4 protein-coding genes are annotated in these 18,905 nt (G+C 65.6%); all 4 read right to left on the bottom strand.

The window, feature by feature from the left end; all coding sequences use genetic code 11:
* Positions 1-53: 53 nt before the first annotated feature.
* The gene (locus J3U87_RS30975) at positions 54-7,430 is read right to left on the bottom strand and encodes a non-ribosomal peptide synthetase (RefSeq protein ID WP_237379673.1); all 7,377 of its coding nucleotides are present in this window, start codon (positions 7,428-7,430) and stop codon (positions 54-56) included.
* The gene (locus J3U87_RS30970; protein ID WP_237379672.1) at positions 7,427-12,016 is read right to left on the bottom strand and encodes a type I polyketide synthase; all 4,590 of its coding nucleotides are present in this window, start codon (positions 12,014-12,016) and stop codon (positions 7,427-7,429) included. Before J3U87_RS30970 ends, J3U87_RS30975 begins: the two co-directional genes overlap by 4 nt.
* Before the next feature lie 73 nt (positions 12,017-12,089).
* Positions 12,090-15,434 carry a non-ribosomal peptide synthetase gene (locus tag J3U87_RS30965; protein WP_237379671.1) on the bottom strand — a complete coding sequence of 1,115 codons (3,345 nt, stop codon included), beginning with the start codon at positions 15,432-15,434 and terminating at the stop codon, positions 12,090-12,092.
* Positions 15,431-18,766 (bottom strand): non-ribosomal peptide synthetase, encoded by a 3,336-nt coding sequence (locus tag J3U87_RS30960; RefSeq protein ID WP_237379670.1) that lies wholly within the window; start codon positions 18,764-18,766, stop codon positions 15,431-15,433. Before J3U87_RS30960 ends, J3U87_RS30965 begins: the two co-directional genes overlap by 4 nt.
* Positions 18,767-18,905 lie beyond the last annotated feature (139 nt).

Here is an 18,905-nt window from a genome sequence, read left to right as displayed (position 1 = left end):
GCGTGGTTCGGGCTATCTGGTCGGCAGGTGCCGGGCGGTTCGGAGGAGGGCGGTTAGCGGGAGGGGGAGCCAGCTTGGTCGCGGCGGCGCTGGCGAATCCGTCTTCGGCGTTTGCCGTAATCCGGCTCCTGCTCGGAGCGTGACGCGGCTCGGGTTTCGGGTAGGTATCCGGGTTCGGGCCTGGCGGCATCGAATTCGGCCAGGTAGGCCGCCAGCAGGTTCACGTTGGGATGCTCGTAGAGTTTGGCGAGGGGGATCTTGCGGGCCAGGAGGTCGCTCAATCGCCGATGGACGCGAATCATCTGGATCGAATTGGCGCCCATTTCGAAGAAGTTCCGGTCGCGGTCGACCTCGTCCAGTTCCAGAATCTCCTGCATCACCGCCAGGATGGTTTGCACCGGGCCCGCTTCGCCGGAGCGCGGCCGTGCGCTGTCTCGCTTCGGCCCGGTGTGACGCAGCGCCGCGACGATCGCCTTGCGGTCGACCTTGCCGTTGGGGGAGAGCGGCCGGTCGGCCATCAACTCGATGCGATTGGGCACCATGTAGTCCGGCAATTGGGTTTTCAGGTAATCGGTCAACTGCGCGTCCAGGGGTCCGGTGTGTTCCCTGTCGCCGGCGGGGACGGACGGTGCGAAGGTGAATGGTGCCTTCGCCGGAACGGGCGCCGCCACGCCGCCGATCAAGCAGTGAACCCAATCGTGATCGGGGCCGAGCAGCAGCAGGGGGCGGATTGCGTCGAAGGACAGCGCGCCGATTTGGCACAGGCCCAGGTCATGGTTGGGTGCTTCGGTCTCCAGCAGTTGGGTGGCGAGCCCTGCCTCCAGAAGGGCGAACCGTTCGGCGTCCCCGCCGTAGAGCGGCGCGATCGCGCTGCGGTCGCTCACCAGGAAGATCGAGAAGGCCGCCGAGCGGTACATGGGCTGGTTGATCCACGGAGTGTGGACCGTTTCGGGGATGTCCACATCGGCCGTCAGCAACACCAGCTCATGGGTTGCGGGATCGTGGTAATAGGTTCCCGGGGCGAGCCCCTCGATGCGTCCGGGCCGCAGGTGAAGGTAGGTTTGCACCGGGTACAGCCCGCCCGCCGAGCCGTAGCGGTACTTGACCGTATCGCCGTTTTGAAGGCCCAGCAGGCAGGTCAGCAGACCCGCGAGCCGTGCCCGCGTCACCGGTTCCTCCGAGAACCGTCGCTGTGACCGGCGTCGAAGGAACGGTTGCGTGAAGGCTTCGGTCAGCTCCGGTCTGGCCAGTGCCGTGCGCGGCCGATCGGCGGGGAACCGGCGCAGTCCGGGTCGGCCCCTTTTGAATCGGGCGCGGGCCTCGGCATCCAGGATCACGCCGTCCTCGCCGGTCTCCAGCTCCTTGGCGGGTGTGGTGGCGCGGCCTTTGTCCTGGGGCACGATGCAGGCGACCAGTTGGCGGCCGTCCCCATCGCCCACGATCAGCGCGGTAGCCGATTCGACGGCGGGATGGCGGGCCAAGGTCGATTCGATCTCGCCCAACTCGATGCGGAACCCGCGCAGCTTGACCTGCAAATCGCGCCGGCCCAGGAATTCGATGTTACCGTCGGGCAGCAGTCGGCCCCAGTCGCCGGTGTGGTAAAGCCGTTCGCCGGTGGTGGGGTGAACGATGAAGGAAGCGGCCGTCTTTTCCGGATCGCGCCAGTAGCCGCGGGCCACGCCGATTCCGCCGATGTACAACCGTCCCGGGCACCACACCGGGCAGGGGTCGAGCCGCGCGTCCAGCACGTGAAAGCTCTGGTTGGCGAGGGCCTTGCCGTAGGGCACGCTTTTCCAGGTGGGGTCCACCCGCTCGATGGGGTAGAAGATCGACCAAATCGAAGCCTCCGTCGCGCCGCCCAAGCTGACGATGCGCGTGTGCGGGTTCAGTGAGCGAATCCGGTCGGGTAGGTTCACCGGAATCCAATCGCCGCTCATCAAGACCGCGCGGAGGTCGCGCGGCTCCTGGCCGATCGCCTCGGCGAACTCCACCAGCATGTCCATCAGGGCGGGCACCGAGTTCCAGAGCGTGATGCGATGGCGTTCGATCAGTTCCAGCCAATGGCCGGGGTCCCGCGAGCGCTCCGGCGCGGGCAGCACCAGGCAGCCGCCCGCCGAGAGGATGCCGAAGATGTCCCAAACCGACAGGTCGAAACTCAGCGAAGAAAGCCCCAGGACGCGATCCTCGGGACCGACCTGGAAGCGCTGGTTGATGTCGCGTAGGGTGTTGTTGGCGGCGCGGTGCTCGATGACCACGCCCTTGGGGAAGCCGGTCGTGCCCGAGGTGAAAATGACGTAGGCCAGATCGGTGGGCCGAACGCGCGATTTGGGATTTTCCGCGCCGTCCGACAGGGGATCGAACCGGTCGACGAAGACCGCTTGCGCTTCACTGCCGTCAGGAAGCTGGATCCCTGCTTGGCACAGCACCCGTCGCACCAGGCCGACCTCGAGCAAATGGGCGATGCGGTTCTCGGGAAGGGTGGGGTCGATCGGGAGATAGGCGGCACCCGCTTTGAGCACCGCGAGGACCGCCGCGATTTGCACGGGGCCTTTCGGGAGCAGCACCGCCACCAGCTCATCCGACCGGCGTTCGCCCAGGACTTCCGCCAACTGGTTGGCCAGGCGGTTCAAACGATCGTAGGTCCAGGTTTCGTCCTCGAAGATGATCGCCGGTGCCTCTGGCGATGTTCGACATTGAGCCTCGAAGTCCAGGTGGAGCAGCGTCTCGGGGATCGGGGTCTCCGTGGCGTTGGCCGCGGCGATCAACCGTCGCTGGTGGTCCGGCAAGGGGAGCGCGTCTCTGGCGCCCAGGACGGCGGGGACGTGTTCCGCCAGCACCGCGAGCCGCTGGGCCATGGCGTGGAACATGTCGTCCAGCAGGTCTTGCGGAAACAGTTCTTCGACCGCGTCCCAGACCAGTCCCAGCTTGCCGTCGACTTCGGCCACCTGACAGTCCAGCCGCACCTGGGGCGTCTGTGAGATCGTGTATCCGACTTGGAAATCTTCGGCGAGTTCGGCGTCGGCCGAGGATTGCCCGGTCAGCGTGCTGGTGAAGACGACCGGCATTTGGGCGGCGCCGTAATTGCCGCGGGCGCGGGCCAGTTCCCGCAAAACCTGGACACCGTTCACCACGCCGTATTCCATTTCGTCCCAGAGCGTTCGCTGAACGCGGCGCATGCGCTCGCCGATCGGGGACGGGTCGCCCAGGTCCACCTCCACCAGGGTCAGCGAGGTGAAGTCGCCCACCAGGTCGTTGACCTCGGGGTGGAGCGGGCGGCGGTTGAACACGGTCAGGTTCAGGGTGAAGTGGGGCGAGGCACTCCAACGCGCCAGGGTCTCGGCGTACACGGTCAACAGCAGCACCGAAGGCGTGACGCCCTCGTCCGCGGCCAACTGACGGAGGTGCCGCCATTGACCCGCGCTCAGCTCCGTGTGGCGCCGTTCGAAATGGGGTCGATCCACCGTGGCGGCGCTTTTGGCCAAGGGCAGTTCGGGTGCCGCGGGCAGGGTCCGCACCCGCCGTTGCCAATGGCGAAGCGCCGCTTCGTAGGCTTCCGTTCGCTTCAACCGCTCTTCCGCGAGCACGTAGTCGCGGAAGGAAAGCGTCAACGGTGGCGGCTCGGATTCGGGATTGCGGTAGAGCCGGTAGAGTTCTCCGCCCAAGAGGCGAATGCTCCACGCGTCCAGGAACAGGATGTCGAGGCTCAGGTGGAGCCGCACGAGGCGGCCGTCGAGCCGGGAGGCGCGGACGTGAAAGGTCGGCCAGGCGCCGATGTCGATGACCTCGTGGGACATCTGGTCTCGGATCTCCGCCAGGGCCGCTTCGCGTTCGGCGCCGGGCAGGGTCGATAGATCCAGGATCGGAAGCTGGAGGTCGGGAACCCGTTCCAGGATGCGTTGTTCGCCGCTGGGGAGCACGACCGCACGCAGCATGTCGTGACGTTCGAGCATCTGTTGCAGGGCGTGCTTCAATCGGTCGGTATCGAGATCGCGACAATCCAGTTCAAGGTAGATGTGGGTGGCCACGTTGCCCAGTTCGAAAGCGCCCTGACGGCCGGCGAAATAGGCTTGCTGCACGTCGTTGAGCGGGAAGGGCGACCCACGATTTTCGAGGTCGGGTTCAATCGTGTCGTCGATCCCCGCTTCGTCAGCGCCCGCTGTGTTTGCCCTGCTCGTGACATGCGCTGTCAGCGTGGCGATGGTGGGATGATCGAAAAGGGCTTTCAGTGGGAGGGGTTGATCGAAGGCTTTGCGCATCCGCGCCACGATGGTCATGGCCATCAGCGAGTGCCCGCCCAGCTCGAAGTAATTCTGGTGGATGCCGATCTCCTCGCGACCCAGCGCCTCCGCCCAAATTGCGGCGGTCACCCGCTCGGCGTCCGTGCGCGGTGCACGGAGCGGGCGGTTCGGGTCGGCGGTCTGCGGGCGGGGATCGGGAAGCGCGCGTCGGTCCACTTTGCCGTTGCCCAGGCGCGGGAATGCGTCCATGTAGACGAAGGACGTGGGAATCATGGCAGCGGGCAGCAGTGCTTCGAGATGGGCGATCAGGTCGTCGCGTGCGGTTTCGCGACCTTGATAGTAGGCCGCCAACGAGGATTGGCTGTTCGTGCGGGTGCGGACGACCACGATGCAGTGGCTGACCGCGTCGTGGCGCGCCAGTGCATTCTCGATCTCGCCCGGTTCGATCCGAACGCCCTGTAGTTTCAGTTGGCGGTCCAGGCGACCATGGAAATGAAGCGCACCGATCGACGTCATGGTGGCGGCATCCCCGGTGGCGTACATGCGCGCGCCCGGTACGCCGCTGAAGGGGTCGGGTCGAAACTGGGTCGCCGTGTCGGACGGGCGGTTGGCGTAGCCCTGGGCGATTTGGTCTCCGGCCAGGTACAGCTCGCCGCCAATTCCGGCGGGGACCGGGTTCAGGTGGGTGTCCAACACGTAGGTGCGATTGCCAGGCAAAGCGCGACCGATGGCCACCCGCTCGCAATCGCCGTCTGGGGGGCAGGCCCAGGTGGTGATCCAGATGGTCGCTTCGGTGGGGCCGTAGAGGTTCACCAGCCGGGCCGGCGACTGCGCGCGGCACCGATTGGCGAGCTGGGCGCTCAGGGATTCGCCGCCGCTGCACAACAGGCGCAGGCCTTCGCAACGTCTCAGGTCACCGGTTTCCACCATCAGCGCCAGAATGGAAGGGACTACCTGCAGCACGGTCACGCCATAGCGACGCACCGACTCGGCGATGGAAAAAGTGTCGGCCTGCGTTCCCTCCGGCAGAATCGCCAGGCTGGCCCCCACGGTCAGCGGACCGAACATTTCCCAAATCGAGGGATCGAAGCTGCAAGTGGTTTTCAGCAGAAAGGTGTCCTCGCGGTCGATGTCCAGGGCTCGATTCAGCTCCGCGACGAGTCGGGTCACATTGCGATGGCTGACGAGCGTGCCCTTGGGATTCCCGGTGGAACCCGAGGTGTAGATCAAGTAGGCGGGATGGTCGGGATGGGGTCGGTCGAGGGCGCCGGACGGTGCGGGTTCCACCGAAGCCGAATCGTTTTCGAGCAGGGGTGCCACGGCGAGAACGGTCACCTGCGGGGCGACCGCGAAGTCCAGGTCCACATCGCGATGGACCAACAACAGGGGGGCACCGGAATCCTGCAACATGAAGGCGCGGCGGGCGGCCGGGTAGCCGGGGTCCATCGGCAGAAAGGCGGCGCCGGTTTTGATCACGGCCAGGATGGCGATCGGCAAGGCCGGGCTTCGTTCGAGGTGGACGGCCACGCGGCAGCCGGTTCCGACGCCGTGCCCCGCCAAGACCCGGGCCAGGTTGTCGGCCTGGTGAGCCATTTCCCGGTAACTCAGCCGCTCGCCCTGATAGCGCAGGGCGGTTCGGTCCGGTGTGCGGCGGGCTTGCTCGGCGACCATGTCGTGAAGACGCGGGTCGGGGCCCAGGTCCAGCGGCGGGCGATCTGCCTCGCCGGCGGCGAGGATCGCGGCCGATTGGTCCGAATCCATCGTCGGGAGTCGGTGGATCGGGCGATCGGCCTGGTTCGGTACGGCTTCGAGGAGACACCGGTAGGCCTGGCCCAAACGTTCCAAAGCGCCTGGTTCGAAGGCGGCCTCGCGGTACTGAAACCGGATCGCCAGCCCGTCGGCCACTTCGTTGACATAAATCGTCAGGTCTCCCGCCACCTCGGGAGGCTCCACCGGATAGGGCGTGATGCGCAGGCCGTCGCGTTCCCGAGACTCGAAATGCGTGGCCAGAAAGGCGAAATTGATGCGGTTCAGCGGCGTGTCGTGGCGGGCTTGACCCTCGAGAAGCGTCTCGACCACCCGTTCGAAGGGGAGCTCGGCGTGTTGCTGTGCCGCACGATGGTTGCGGCTCACCGAAGCCAGCACCTCCGCGAAGGTGGGCAGGCCATCGATTCGGGTTCGCAGGAGAAGGGTGTTGACGAAGAGGCCGATGAGCGGTTCCACTTCCTGACGGGTGCGACCGGCGAGAGGCGTGCCGATGCAGATGTCGGTCTCGTGGGTTAACCGGTGCATCAGCACGGTGAAGGCCGTCGTCAGCACTTCGAACAAGGTGGTGCCCGTCTCCAGGGCCAGGGTTTTGAGCCGATCGCGACACACGGCCGGGATCTGGGTGGCGACCGTGAGGCCCCGGGCCTCGTTCGATGCCGATCGCGTTCGGGACCAGGGGAGTTTCGGTGGCCGGCCGCCCATCAGCGCGGCGCGCCAAAAGTCTTCCGAATCCGACATGCGGTCGCTGTCGTGCCGATGGCGCTGCCATTCGGCGAAATCCACGTAGCCGATGCCGGTTCGCGACGCGGGCGCTTCCTCTGGGATCGATCCGGTATAGCCGGCCATCCACTCGTTCAAGAAGATGCCCAGCGACCAACCGTCGGAGACGATATGGTGCATGGCGACCGCCATGATCCATTCGCGACTGCCGAGGCGGGCCAGCACCGCGCGAATCAGGGGGCCGGTGGTCAGGTCGAAGGGCCGATTCAGGGTGCGTTCGACGAATTGGCGGGCCGCGGTTTCCGGATCCGGTGCGTCGCGGCAATCTTCCTGGACCAGGGGCACCTCCAGATGGTCGAGAAGGTATTGGTAGGGTTCGCCGTCGTCGTCTTGGTCGAACAGGGTGCGCAGCGATTCGTGGCGCCGGATGATCTCGCCCAGAACCTTTGCCAACCGATCCGGTTCCAGGTCGCCCTCGATGCGGACCGCCGAGGGTAGGTTGTACGCGGTGCTTTCGGGTTCGAGCTGGTGAATGAACCAGAGGCGGCGTTGCGCGAACGAGAGCCGGAAGCGGCCCCTGTCGCGGTCCACCGGAAAGATCCCCAGGCGCCCCAGTTGGATGTCGCGTTGCGCGAGCAGGGATTCGAATTGGCGCCGTTGTTCGGGTGAGAGTGCACCGATGCGTTCGGTCAACAGCTCGCTCATGAGGGCACCTCCAATGCGGGCAGCGTTTGTGCGTCGGTCGGCGCCATCGGGTCCATGCCCTCGATTTCCGCGAGCAGGCGGTGGATGGTGTCCAAATCGTCGGGGGCGATCTCCATGTCGCGGCGTTTCTCCGCGAGCAGGCGCACGGTCTGGGCTTCCAACAGGTCTTGCACCGTGAACTCGATGTGGTGTTTTTCGCGCAGCCGGTTGATCATTTGCATGGCCAGCAGCGAGTGACCGCCCAACTCCAGGAACGAATCGTCGATGCCCACTTCTTCGATGCCCAGCAGTTCGGCCCAGACTGCCGCGATGGCTCGCTGACGTTCGGTCTGCGCCGGCACGAACGGTTGGTCCAGGTCCGGGCGGGGGTGGCGCGTCGATGGTGGTGCGGGCGCCTCGAGCAGGTCCTCGTCCCGGTCGGTCACCCAGCGTTCGAGCCGTTTCTCGAAGTCGCCGCAGGCCACGACCAGGCGGTCGATCCCCGGCGGGAGTCGCGCCAAGTCCGTCAGGATTGCCAGGCCCGTTTCCGGACGGATGGCGGCGGCTGCGCCCTGCATCCCGCTCGATGGGCTCTCGTCGTAACGCCAGCGATCCCAAGCGAAACTCAGCCAGCGCGTGGTTCGGGAGTCGGCTGTCTCCGTGGTGGGCGCCGGGTTGGCGGCGTGCCACTGGTTCTCGCGCTGAACCATGGCCTCGAGATACCGGTTGGCCGCGGCGTAGGCGGCAAAGCCTTGGCCGCCCAAATGCGCTGCCAGGGATGACATGACCGCGCAGAATCGGGGGCGGGCACGGCGGATCCAGGCGGCGAGCAACGCGGTACCGGTGGTCTTGGGGCCGAGATGGGCGTCGATGTGGGCGTCGTGCATGTCGCGGATGGCACAGAACGAAGCCGGCCCGGTGAAACCGGCGGCGTGGAACACCCCATTCACATGCCCGAAGGTGCATTCCACGGTGGCGAGGGCCGCGGCTGTCTGGTGGGCGTTGGTCAGGTCCGCCTGAAGCAGGAGGACCCGACCCGGCGTGGTGGATCGGATGCGCTCGATGCGGCGGTCCAGAGCGGGGTCGACATCTCCGACCGGGCGGCCCTGGGCATCGATCTCCCGCCGGGTCATCAGCACCAGATTGGCGTCGTACGTTTCGGCCAGGTATTCGGCCAGAACCAAGCCCATGTGGCCCAATCCCCCGGTGATCAGGTAGGTGCCCCGCTTCTCGAACGCGTCGGCAGCCCCTTGTTCCGATGGATGTGCCACCTCGTGGTAGCCCGTCTGCCACAGCCGGCCATGGCGTGCCGCCAGGATGCCGCCGTGGCCTTCATCTTCCACGACGTCCAGCACCAGTGCCGCCGTGGTGGCGTCCAATTCGGTATGGGTGCCGATATCGAATGTGGTGGTGTGTACGCGATCGATTTCCTGCGGCAGGACCAGCGCCGTACCCTGCACCAACGCGCGCTGGGGAATCACCGGTTCGTCGCCGAAGGCGGTGCCGCCGCGGGTGATGACCGCCATGCGGATCGGTTCCGTTCTTGGTTCCGATGCCAAGGCTCGGCCCACATTGATCAGCGCACGCATGACATTTTCGCCGGTCAGCCGGCCCGCGCCGCCGGCATTCGAGCCGATGTGGGGGGTCCAATCGAACAGGACGCGCTGGGGTTGCCATCCCCGCCGCGTCATGTGTTGAAACAGCAGGGCGAAGTGGTCTTCCTGGCGCGGATCCAGCCGGAAACCGGTCTCATGGCTTTCGAAGGTAGGTCCGGGGTGAATCGTGATCGTCCGGGCACCACGCTGCTCCAGCAGGAGTTGAAACGCATTGGGACTATCGGACTCCCGCTCCTCGAAGATCAACCAGGTTTGCGTGCCGTCGATGGGTGCCGGTGCCGTGGGCACGACTTCCTCGAACCGCGGAATCAGGCAACTGGGTGCGTCCGCGGCAAGCTCGCCGGGACTTTCGATCCCCGACTTGGCTCCCGGATTGGGCGCGACGTAAAACTGCTTGCGTTCGAACGGATAGGTGGGCAGCGGGATGCGCTTGGCCGATGGCGACGGCGGCAGGGTGGCTCCGTGTAACCAGAGTTCGCCCCAGGCCCGCTGCCAGAGGAGGGCGTCGTCTTGCCGTCCTTTGGCGTGGGCCATGGTTCGCAGGCTGGGGCGGTCGCTCTGCGTGCGGACCAGTTCGGTCAGGGTGCGCCCGGGCCCGACTTCCACGAAGACTCCGTCGTCCAAGTCGGACACCGTGGCGATGCCCTCGGCGAAGCGAACGGTGGACCGCAGTTGGTGGGCCCAGTAGCGGGGCGACACGGCCTCCTCGGCCGTGAGCCAGGTGCCCGTCGGGTTCGCGATCAGGGGAATCCGGGGAGCCTGCAGGGGGAAGTCTTCGAGAAAGGAGGCCAACTGTTCGGCGGCCGGAGCCATCGAGCGGCCGTGGAAGGCGTGGGAGGTGTGCAGTCGGCGGAAGGCGAGACCTTCGCGTTCGAGGCGCCCGGCCAGATCGGTGATTTCGGGTGCCGGACCCGATACCACGCACGACTCGGGCCCGTTGACGGCGGCCAAGTCGAGGCCGTCACCAAGCAGGTCCTGCACCTGTGATTCCGGCAACTGAAGTGCGAGCATGGCCCCGGTCGGTGCGTCCTGCATCAGCCGCGCACGCCGGCAGACGAGACGGATCCCGTCCTCGAGGGAGAAGACGTCGGCCAGGCAGGCGGCCACGTATTCGCCGATGCTGTGACCCAGCATCGCCGCCGGGGTCAGGCCTTCATCCATCAGCAGGCGGGCCGCCGCGTAGCAGGTGGTGAACAGGAGCGGCTGGGCGTACAGGGTTTGGTTGATGGCGGGGTTGGATTCGTCCGAGAACCAAAGGTCGCGGAGATCGCGACCGAGCTCGTCGCGCATGCGCGTCGCGCAGTGGTCGAGGATGTCGCGGAACAGGGGCCGGTCGCGATAGAGGCCGCGCGCCATATTCGCGAACTGGGTGCCTTGGCCGGGGAAAAGGAAGATCGGCGCCGGCGCGCTCTCGGAGGTTCGGAGCGCTGCCGATGATCCCGAACCGATGCGGTCCAAGCGGGCGAGCAGGTGGTCGCGGTCAGCGGCGACCGCCACGGCACGATGAGCCAACGGCTGGCGGCCGACGCGCAACGTGTGGGCGACATCGCCGAGGTTCAGGTGCGGCAGGGCGCGCAGGTGGTTGGCCAAGGCGGTGGCCGATGATGCCAGGGCGCTCGCTGTCTTGGCCGAAAGGGGCAGGAGCCAGGGACCGTTTGCCTCTTGGACGGGTTTGGGTTCGGGCGCTTCTTCCAGAACCAGGTGGACGTTGGTGCCGCCGATGCCGAACGAGCTGACGCCCGCGCGGCGCGGGGTGCTCCCGGCCGACCATGCTTCGCACCGCGTCTGGATCTCGAACGGGCTCTCGGCCAGCGGGATTTGTGGGTTGATCTCCTGGAAGTGGAGGGACGGGACCAGGGTTCGGTGTTTCAGCATCAGCACCGTTTTCAGCAGGCCGGCGATGCCGGCGGCCGCGTCCAAATGGCCGATGTTCGTTTTGACCGAACCGACCGCACAGCGCCCGCGAGCCTCGGTGCCCATGCGGAACGCACGCGTCAGCGCCTCCATTTCGATCGGGTCTCCCAGCTTGGTGCCGGTGCCGTGGGCTTCCACGTAGCTCACCGTTTCGGGTGACACGCCGGCGATCGCCTGGGCCATGGCGATCACGTTCGTTTGGCCCTCGATGCTGGGCGCCGTGAACCCGATTTTGTCGCGGCCGTCGTTGTTCATCGCCGAACCCTTGATGATCGCGTGAAGGGTGTCGCCGTCGCGCAGGGCGTCCTCGAGCCGTTTCAACAGGACCGCCCCGGCGCCGTCGCCGATGGTCGTGCCGGTGGCGGCCTCGTCGAAGGCCCGGCAGTGACCGTCACGGCTGAGAATGCCGCCCTCGCGGTAGAAGTAGCCGGACCGGTTGGGGAACTTGATCGAGACGCCGCCGGCCAGGGCCATGTCACACTGATAGTCCAGCAAACTCTGAATGGCGATATGAACCGCGCTCAGCGACGTGGAACATGCGGTCTGTACCGTGAGTGCCGGTCCTTTCAGGTTCAGCTTGTAGGCGATGTGGGTGGCCACGAAGTCCTTGTCGTTGCCGATCAGGGTTTGCATGATGTCCTGGGCCTGCAGCGCTTCCGGGTTTTGCAGAAGGTTGCTCTGAAGGTAGGAATTGAAGGATAGTCCGGCGTAGACGCCGATCAACCCGTCGTAGCGGTCGGGATCGTATCCGGCCTGTTCCAGGGTGCGGTGGCAGACTTCCAGGAAACGGCGGTGTTGCGGGTCCATCAGCGCCGCCTCGCGGGGCGGCATGTCGAAAAAGGCGGCGTCGAACCACTCCGGTCGGTCCAGCATGCCTTTGCACTTGACGTAGTTGGGGTTCTGGATGGCGGCGCTGTCGATTCCGTCTCGGCGCAGGGCCTCGTCGTCGAGGGTCGTCAGGCAATGCCTGCCTTGGGTGAGGTTCTCCCAATAGGTCGTGAGATCGGGACTGGCGGGAAATTCGCCGGCCATGCCGACGATGGCGATCGCGTGGTGGTGAGGGGCGGTGTCAGTCATGAGTGCGGTTCTTCCTTGCATGGCGTTGGGGCGACGGGTGGGCGTGGTGATCGATCGCGGTTGGACCCGAAACTCAACGAGCCGGGATGCGGGCGCGGGCCTGGCGTTGTGCGCGGCGCCCGCGCTGGTGGGCGACGCGACGATCCAGGGAGGGTGGTGCGGTCGGGGTCTCGGGCTTTCGTTCCAAGTATTGGCAGAGGGCCTGGATGGTGGGCCGTTCGAACAGGTGGATGAGCGGGATCTCGCGGCCGTGCAGATCCTGGAGTTCCTTTTGGATGCGGACCAGCAGCAGGGAATGGCCGCCGCAGTCGAAGAAGTTGGCGTTGACCCCGATTTCCTCCAGGCCGAGGTGTTTCTTCCAGATGGCGGCCACTTGGCGTTCCAGGGTGGAGCCGGGAGGCTGAAGGCGGAATTCGGGAACACCGGCGGTGCTCGGCAATGCCGATTCGTCCACTTTTCCGCTGGGCAGCGTGGGGAGGGTGTCGAGGAAGGCGAAGCTGGTGGGGATCATGTACGTGGGGAGCCGTTCGCCCAGCCGGTGACGGAGTTCGGCGATGTCCGGCGGCTTGCCCGCGGTCGCCAGAAAGGCCGTCAATTGGGCGCTTTGGCCCTCACCGCGAACCAGCACGCGACAACCACGGACCGGCACCGCGTCTTGGATGGCGCGTTCGACCTCGCCGGTCTCGATGCGGAAACCGCGAATCTTGGCCTGGCGATCGAGGCGGCCGAGGAAGTTGAGGTGCCCGTCCGGTGAAAGGCGGGCACGGTCGCCGGTACGGTACATGCGCGCGCCTGGCTGCTTGGAAAAGGGATGGGGGCGTAGGCGATCGGCGGTGCGAGCGGGGGCGTTCAGGTAGCCGCGCATCAACTGAGGGCCGGCCAGGTAGAGTTCGCCGCCGGCGCCGCGGGGCACGGGTTGCAAGCTGGCGTCCAGGATCAGGGCCTGCATGCCGTCGACCGGCACCCCGATGAAGGTGCGGCTCACCGGTTCGGTGCGTGGGCAGCGCCAGAAGGTGGCCGTGATGGTCGCTTCGGTAGGTCCATAGCAATTGAACATGGCGATCCGGCCCCGTGATTGGCGCTGCACGCCGTTCACCACGGACGGGGGCAGCGGCTCGCCGCCCGCGATCAGGGCCCGCAATCGGGGCTGTTGGTGGAAGGCGTTCAGTTCCAGGAGTATCGAGATCGCCGAGGGGGTGATCTGGACCAGGCTGATACGCTGCGACGCCAAAATCCCTTTCAGGTATTGTAGGTCGCGCTGTCCGCCGGCACGGGCCAACACGATCGTTGCGCCCGAGGTGAGAGGAACGAAGAGGTCGATCAGGGACGGGTCGAAGCTGGTGGGAACCTGTTGCAGCATGCGGTCGTCCGGGCCCACCCCGAGCGTGCGGCGGGTCCAGGCCACCTGACGGGCCAGTGCCTGGTGGGTGATCATGACGCCGCGCGGTCGACCGGTGGAACCGGAGGTGAAAATGGTGTAGGCCAACTGGTCACCGTGAATGGGGAGCACGCAATTCGCCGGTGCGGCCTGGGATTGGGCGGGCTCGGGCCCGGCCTGCACCACCATCACTTGAAAGTGGGCGGCACCTGGGTGGGAGATTCGCGCTTCGTCGTCCACCAACGCCAGTACGGCACCGCTCTCCGCCAGGATCGCCGTGCGACGTGAGGGCGGTTGCTCCGGATCGATGGGAAGGTAACAAGCGCCCGCCTTCAGGATGCCCAGCACCGAGGCCACCAGGTGGGGACATCGCGGCATGCACACCGCGACGCGGGCTTCGGGCCGAATCCCGGCCTGGCGAATGCGGTCGGCGATGCGGTCGGCCTCCGCGTTCAGGTGGGTGTAGCTCCAGGTTTCGCGCTCGGTACAGACCGCGGGGTGGTCGGGGGTGGATCGAACCCGGGCCTCGAAGTCCCGATGCACCGGTTGGGGCGACTGCCCATCGGCCCCCGTCCAAGTGTCGCCGCGGATTACCGATTCGGCGCCGCCGGGCAGCGGCAGGGAGGAGAGTGCGATCTCCGGATTTCGGACCGCTTGTTCCAGCAGGTGCCGATAATGGTGCATCATCTGGTCGATGCGTGATTGGGAGAACAGGTCCGCGTCGTACTTGCAGCGCACGCGAACGCCCTCGCCGATCGGGTGCAACAACAGGGTCAGGTCGTTGGCCGTCGTGTCGGGTTCCACTTCCCTCGGGGTGAGCTGCACGCCTTCCAGGTGAAACGGCTCGATCGGCATGCTCTGCAGGGCGAAGAACACGTCGAAAAACGGCGATCGAGACGGGTCGCGTTGGGGCCGAAGGGCCTCCACCAGGTGGTCGAACGGAACCGCGCCGTGGTTCAGACCGGCCAGGGTCGTTTGCCGCACGCGTGCCACCAGTTCGCGGAAGGTCGCTCGTTCATCCAGCCGTGTGCGCAGCACCAAGGTGTTGACGAACAGGCCGATCACCGACTCGCAGTCGGCGCGGCGTCGGTTGGCGATCGGCGTGCCCACCGCGATGTCGTCGCCACCGCCGACGCGGGCCAGCAGTGCCTTGAACCCCGCCAGCAGTACCATGAACAGGGTGGCGCCCTGGGTTTGGGCGAAGGTGTTCAGGTCGCGGGTCAGATGGGGTGCGAGCGTGAAGGCGTAGGTGCGACCGGGACGGGTGGGGCGCGGGCGGCGCAGGCCGTCGTGAGGGAGTGCCAAGGGCGCCACATCCGCCAATTGGCCACGCCAGTAGGTCAACGCGTTTTCGAAGCGTCCCTGGCGTCGTTGGTGGCGTTCCCACTCGGCGTATTGGCCGTACTGGATCGTCGGATCCGGCAAGGTCAGGCGGCGGCCCGCGATCGTTGCCGCATACGATCGCGTCAGCTCCGCCAACAGGATACCTTCCGACCAGCCGTCGAAAATGATGTGATGGACTTTGAACAACAGCCGCCATCTATCGTCGCCGAGCCGGTACAGCAGAATTTTGAAAGGCGGCCCCTGGGTCAGGTCGAATCCCCGAGCGGCTTCGTTCGCCATGTGGCGATCCACGGCGGAGCACGACGCAGCATCTTGGCTGAAGTCCTGCCGTTCCAGATGATAATGCAAATCGTCGAGAATTTCTTGGCGGGGGGCGCCGTCGGCGTCGAGGGTGAATCGGGTGCGCAGGCCGACGTGACGTGCCACCAGGGTTTCCAGGCTGGCGTGAAGGGCTTCGTGATCGAGCGGACCGCGCCAATCCAGGGCGGTGAGAATCAGGTAGGTCGGGGAAGGGCCTTGCAATTGTTCCAGGAGCCACATGCGTTGTTGGGCGAAGGACAGGGGGTAGTGGCTTTTGCGTTGTTTCAACAGGAGGTCCAGTTGATCCGCGTGCACGTTGCGCTGTGCCAATCGCTCCGCCAAGGCCGCCCGCTGATCGGGGCTCAATGCGGCGATGCGGTCGTGTAGGTCGATCATGGGGTCGCATTCCTCCATGCCGGCAGTGCCGGTCGGTGCTGGTGGGCACGAGCCTGTTGTTGGCGTTGGGCTCTGGCCGCGATGGCGTTGGTCGTCGTTTTCGGAAGGGTTCGCTGGGCCAGGTGCCTGGCGTAGGTGCTGATGGTGGGGTAGCGGAAGAAGTCCATCAATGCAGGCTTGAATGCGAATCGATCGGTCAGTTCGGCCTGCATGTGCAGCAGCAGGAGCGAGTGGCCGCCCAAGTCGAAGAAGTTCTGGTGAATGCCCACCTGTTCGCGATCCAACACCCGGCACCACACTTCGGCGAGTATTCGCTCTTCCTGGGAGCCGGGCGGGTGGGCGACGGGTTGGCGCGGGGCTTCTCGGAGTTCGGCCAGTTTGGCCACATCGACCTTGCCGTGGGTCGTGAGCGGGAATCGCGTTATCGTGTGGACGCTGTTGGGGATCATGTATTCGGGAAGCTTGGCGTGCAGGTGCCGGCGAAGTTCGTCGATCTCGAAAGGATGATCCGTTTCGAGATAGGCCGCCAAGCGTTTGCCCCGCGAATCGCTGTCGAGGAGAACGCGGGCATCGCGCACCTCGGGCAGGCGGCGCAGACCGTCTTCGATCTCGCCGCGGGTCACGCGATAACCGCGGATTTTGATTTGGTCGTCGCGGCGGCCTTGGAACATCAAGTGGCCGTCTGCGCGGAAGTGAGCGAAGTCCCCGGTGCGGAACATGCGCGCGCCGGGTCGCTTCGCGAACGGGTCGGGCACGAATCGCTCGGCGGTGAGCGCGGGCGCCCGCCAATAGCCGCGTGCCACCTGGTTGCCGCCGATGAAGATTTCACCCGCCACATTGGTGGGCGTTGGTTGCAGATGCGCGTCGAGCACATAGATGCGGGTGCCTTCCATGGGACGACCGAGCGGGACGGCGCCCTTCTCGTCGAGATGTTTTGGGACTTCGAACGACATGCAGCCGACCGTGGCCTCGGTGGGTCCGTACTCGTTGAAAAAACGCAGTTCGGGGCCGCAGTTGCGTAGGTGGGTCAGGTGTTCGGCCAGCAACGGTTCGCCGCCGAGCACCAGGTTGCCGCGGCTGCGGTGGATGGATTCGGGTCGCCAGTGTTCGGCCAGCAGGGCCAGGTGCGAAGGCGTCAGTTTCAAAGCCGTGAAGTTCGGATGTCGGTTCAGGTAATCGCCGAGGGGCATGCACAGGCGGTTGTGTTCGAAGAGCACGACCTTTTGACCGCACATCAATGGGGGGAACAGGGACGTGATGGTCAGGTCGAAGGTCGCGGCCGCGTGGGCCGGATTGCCGTAGCCCGCCTCCCGGCGATAGTGGACGGCACAACGGGCGAGGTAGCTGTCCAACTGACCGCGGGTGATGGCCACGCCCTTGGGACGGCCGGTGGTGCCGGAGGTGTAGATGAGGTAGGCCGTGTTGCCGGCAAGTGCGCGGTTGGGTACTTGGGGAAGGGTTCGGGATAGGGCTCGGGCCTCGTCGGTGTTCCAGGTCAGGACCGGCACGGACCGATCCGCGACGGCTGGGGCGTGCTCCGGATCGGTAACGATCAGGCTCATGCCGCTGTCGGTGATTTGGTGGCGGAGGCGGCCCTCGGGAGCCTTGGGATCGAGGGGCACATAGGCGCCTCCGGCTTTCATCACCGCCAGGACCGCGACCATGTACGTCACCGAAAGCGGTGCGGCGACGCCGACTCGATCTTCCGGGCGGATGCCGCAGGTTCGGAGACGGTCGGCCAGGTGATGGATCTGGGCGTCCAATTCCCCGTAGCTCCAGTGCTCCTGTTCCGTCTCCAGTGCGATCGCCTGCGGCCGGGTTGCCACCTGGCGGGCGAAGGCGTCCAGCAGGGGCTCGGGTTGGGTTTCGCGTTGGGGTGCCGCATTGAAATCGACGAGATGTCGTTGGGCGGTGGATGGATGGCAACACCGTAGCTTGACGCAGCTTCGATCGGGGTGGGTCAGGGCGTCCGTCAGCAGCGTTTGGAAGTGGGCCGCGATCTCTTCGACCGTGGCTTTCTCGAACAGGTCGTCGGCATAGACCAGCCGGCCGTAACCGCGATTCGCCGCCAACTCCACGTTCATCGACAGCGGGAGTTGGGCGCCGCGTTCTTCGAACGGATAGGTCTCCACGAGCCAGCCGTTCCAGTCGAAACGGTGGGGTTCCGATGCGGCGACCGCCTGCATCAGCGAGGGGCCCGCGGCGTCACGGCTTCCGATCAGGTTGAAATCGGCGGAGAACAGGTGACCTGGTTGGCGCCCGGCGCTGGACACACGGAGGTCGGCCAGTTTCTGGAGTGGGAAGTCGCTGTGGGCCATGGCCCGAAACATCGTTTGGCGGACCTGTTCGACGAGACATCGAAACGAGGGCCCACCTTCGAAGTCGACGTGCATCACGACGGGGTTCACGAAGAAACTGATTTGGTCGGCGAATTCCGGACGGTTTCGGCCCATCGTCGGCACGCCCACGCGGATGTGTCGGTCGCCGGAACAGCGATGCAACAGAATCGCGTACACCGTGAGCAACAGGACAAACGGGGTCGTTTCACAGCGCACGGCCATCTGACGGATGCGTTTCAAGGCGATGGTCTCGATGGTGAAGTGAACCGAGCTGCCCCGATAGGAAGGCATCGCCTTGGGCGGATGATCCCAAGGAAGACTGCCGCTGCCACCGGGGGCGGCCAAGGTTTCTCGCCAGAACGACTCCAACGCCTTGCCGCGGTCGCTGGCCAACAGGTTGCGTTGGGTGCGGCAATAATCCACATAGCTGTGTTGCGGTGGCATGACCCGGGCGGATTCGCCGGCTTCGAGGCGCTGGTAGGCCTTCGTCAAATGATCGAACAGAAGGCGAATCGAGGTGTAATCACAGATGATGTGGTGAATCGAAAAGGTCAGTACGCCTTTTCCGCCGGGGATCCGATAGTGGCGCATCCGCATCAATGGTGCGGTGGTCAGATCGAAAGGCTGGTTCATGGCCTCGTCGATGGTGTGGCGCAGGTGTTCCGGCTCCCATGCACGCGCATCGATCCGTTCCAGGCACCTTGGAATCTGGGATGCCACTACTTGTTCCACGCCGCCGGAAGCGGTTTCCTGAAAATGGGTGCGCAGCACCGCAAAAGCCGTCACCACCTGATCCAGCGCCGTTTCGAAGGCGTCCAGGTTCAGCTCGAAATGAAGCTTGATGGCGGCACCTACGTTGTAGGCTACGCAATCCGGTTGCAGTTTTTGAAGAAACCAAAGCGCGCGTTGTCCCCACGAAGTGGGTTGGGGTCCCGTTCGATCGGCGAGCTTCTGCTGAAGGAGTTGTTTGAGGCGTTCCCGGTTTGCGGTCATGATTCGTCCGTTCAAGAGCAGTTCAGGGCAGAAAGGAACGGACGGTGCGCGGGCGGCGCTTCAGGAAGATGCGTCCGATTTTCGTGTGCCTACCCTGAATAGCGACAAAAAGGGGCGGAGGGCTCACGAACCGGAAAAA

This window comes from Sulfidibacter corallicola (assembly GCF_017498545.1).
GTDB lineage: Bacteria > Acidobacteriota > Holophagae > Acanthopleuribacterales > Acanthopleuribacteraceae > Sulfidibacter > Sulfidibacter corallicola.
This window is presented reverse-complemented; position numbering and strand designations above follow the sequence as displayed.

What these genes read in the sequence shown, in the direction of transcription:
- J3U87_RS30975 (WP_237379673.1), bottom strand. Translation starts at nt 7,430, where the DNA reads ATGAGCGAGCTGTTGACCGAACGCATCGGTGCACTCTCACCCGAACAA.
- J3U87_RS30965 (WP_237379671.1), bottom strand. Translation starts at nt 15,434, where the DNA reads ATGATCGACCTACACGACCGCATCGCCGCATTGAGCCCCGATCAGCGG.
- J3U87_RS30970 (WP_237379672.1), bottom strand. Translation starts at nt 12,016, where the DNA reads ATGACTGACACCGCCCCTCACCACCACGCGATCGCCATCGTCGGCATG.
- J3U87_RS30960 (WP_237379670.1), bottom strand. Translation starts at nt 18,766, where the DNA reads ATGACCGCAAACCGGGAACGCCTCAAACAACTCCTTCAGCAGAAGCTC.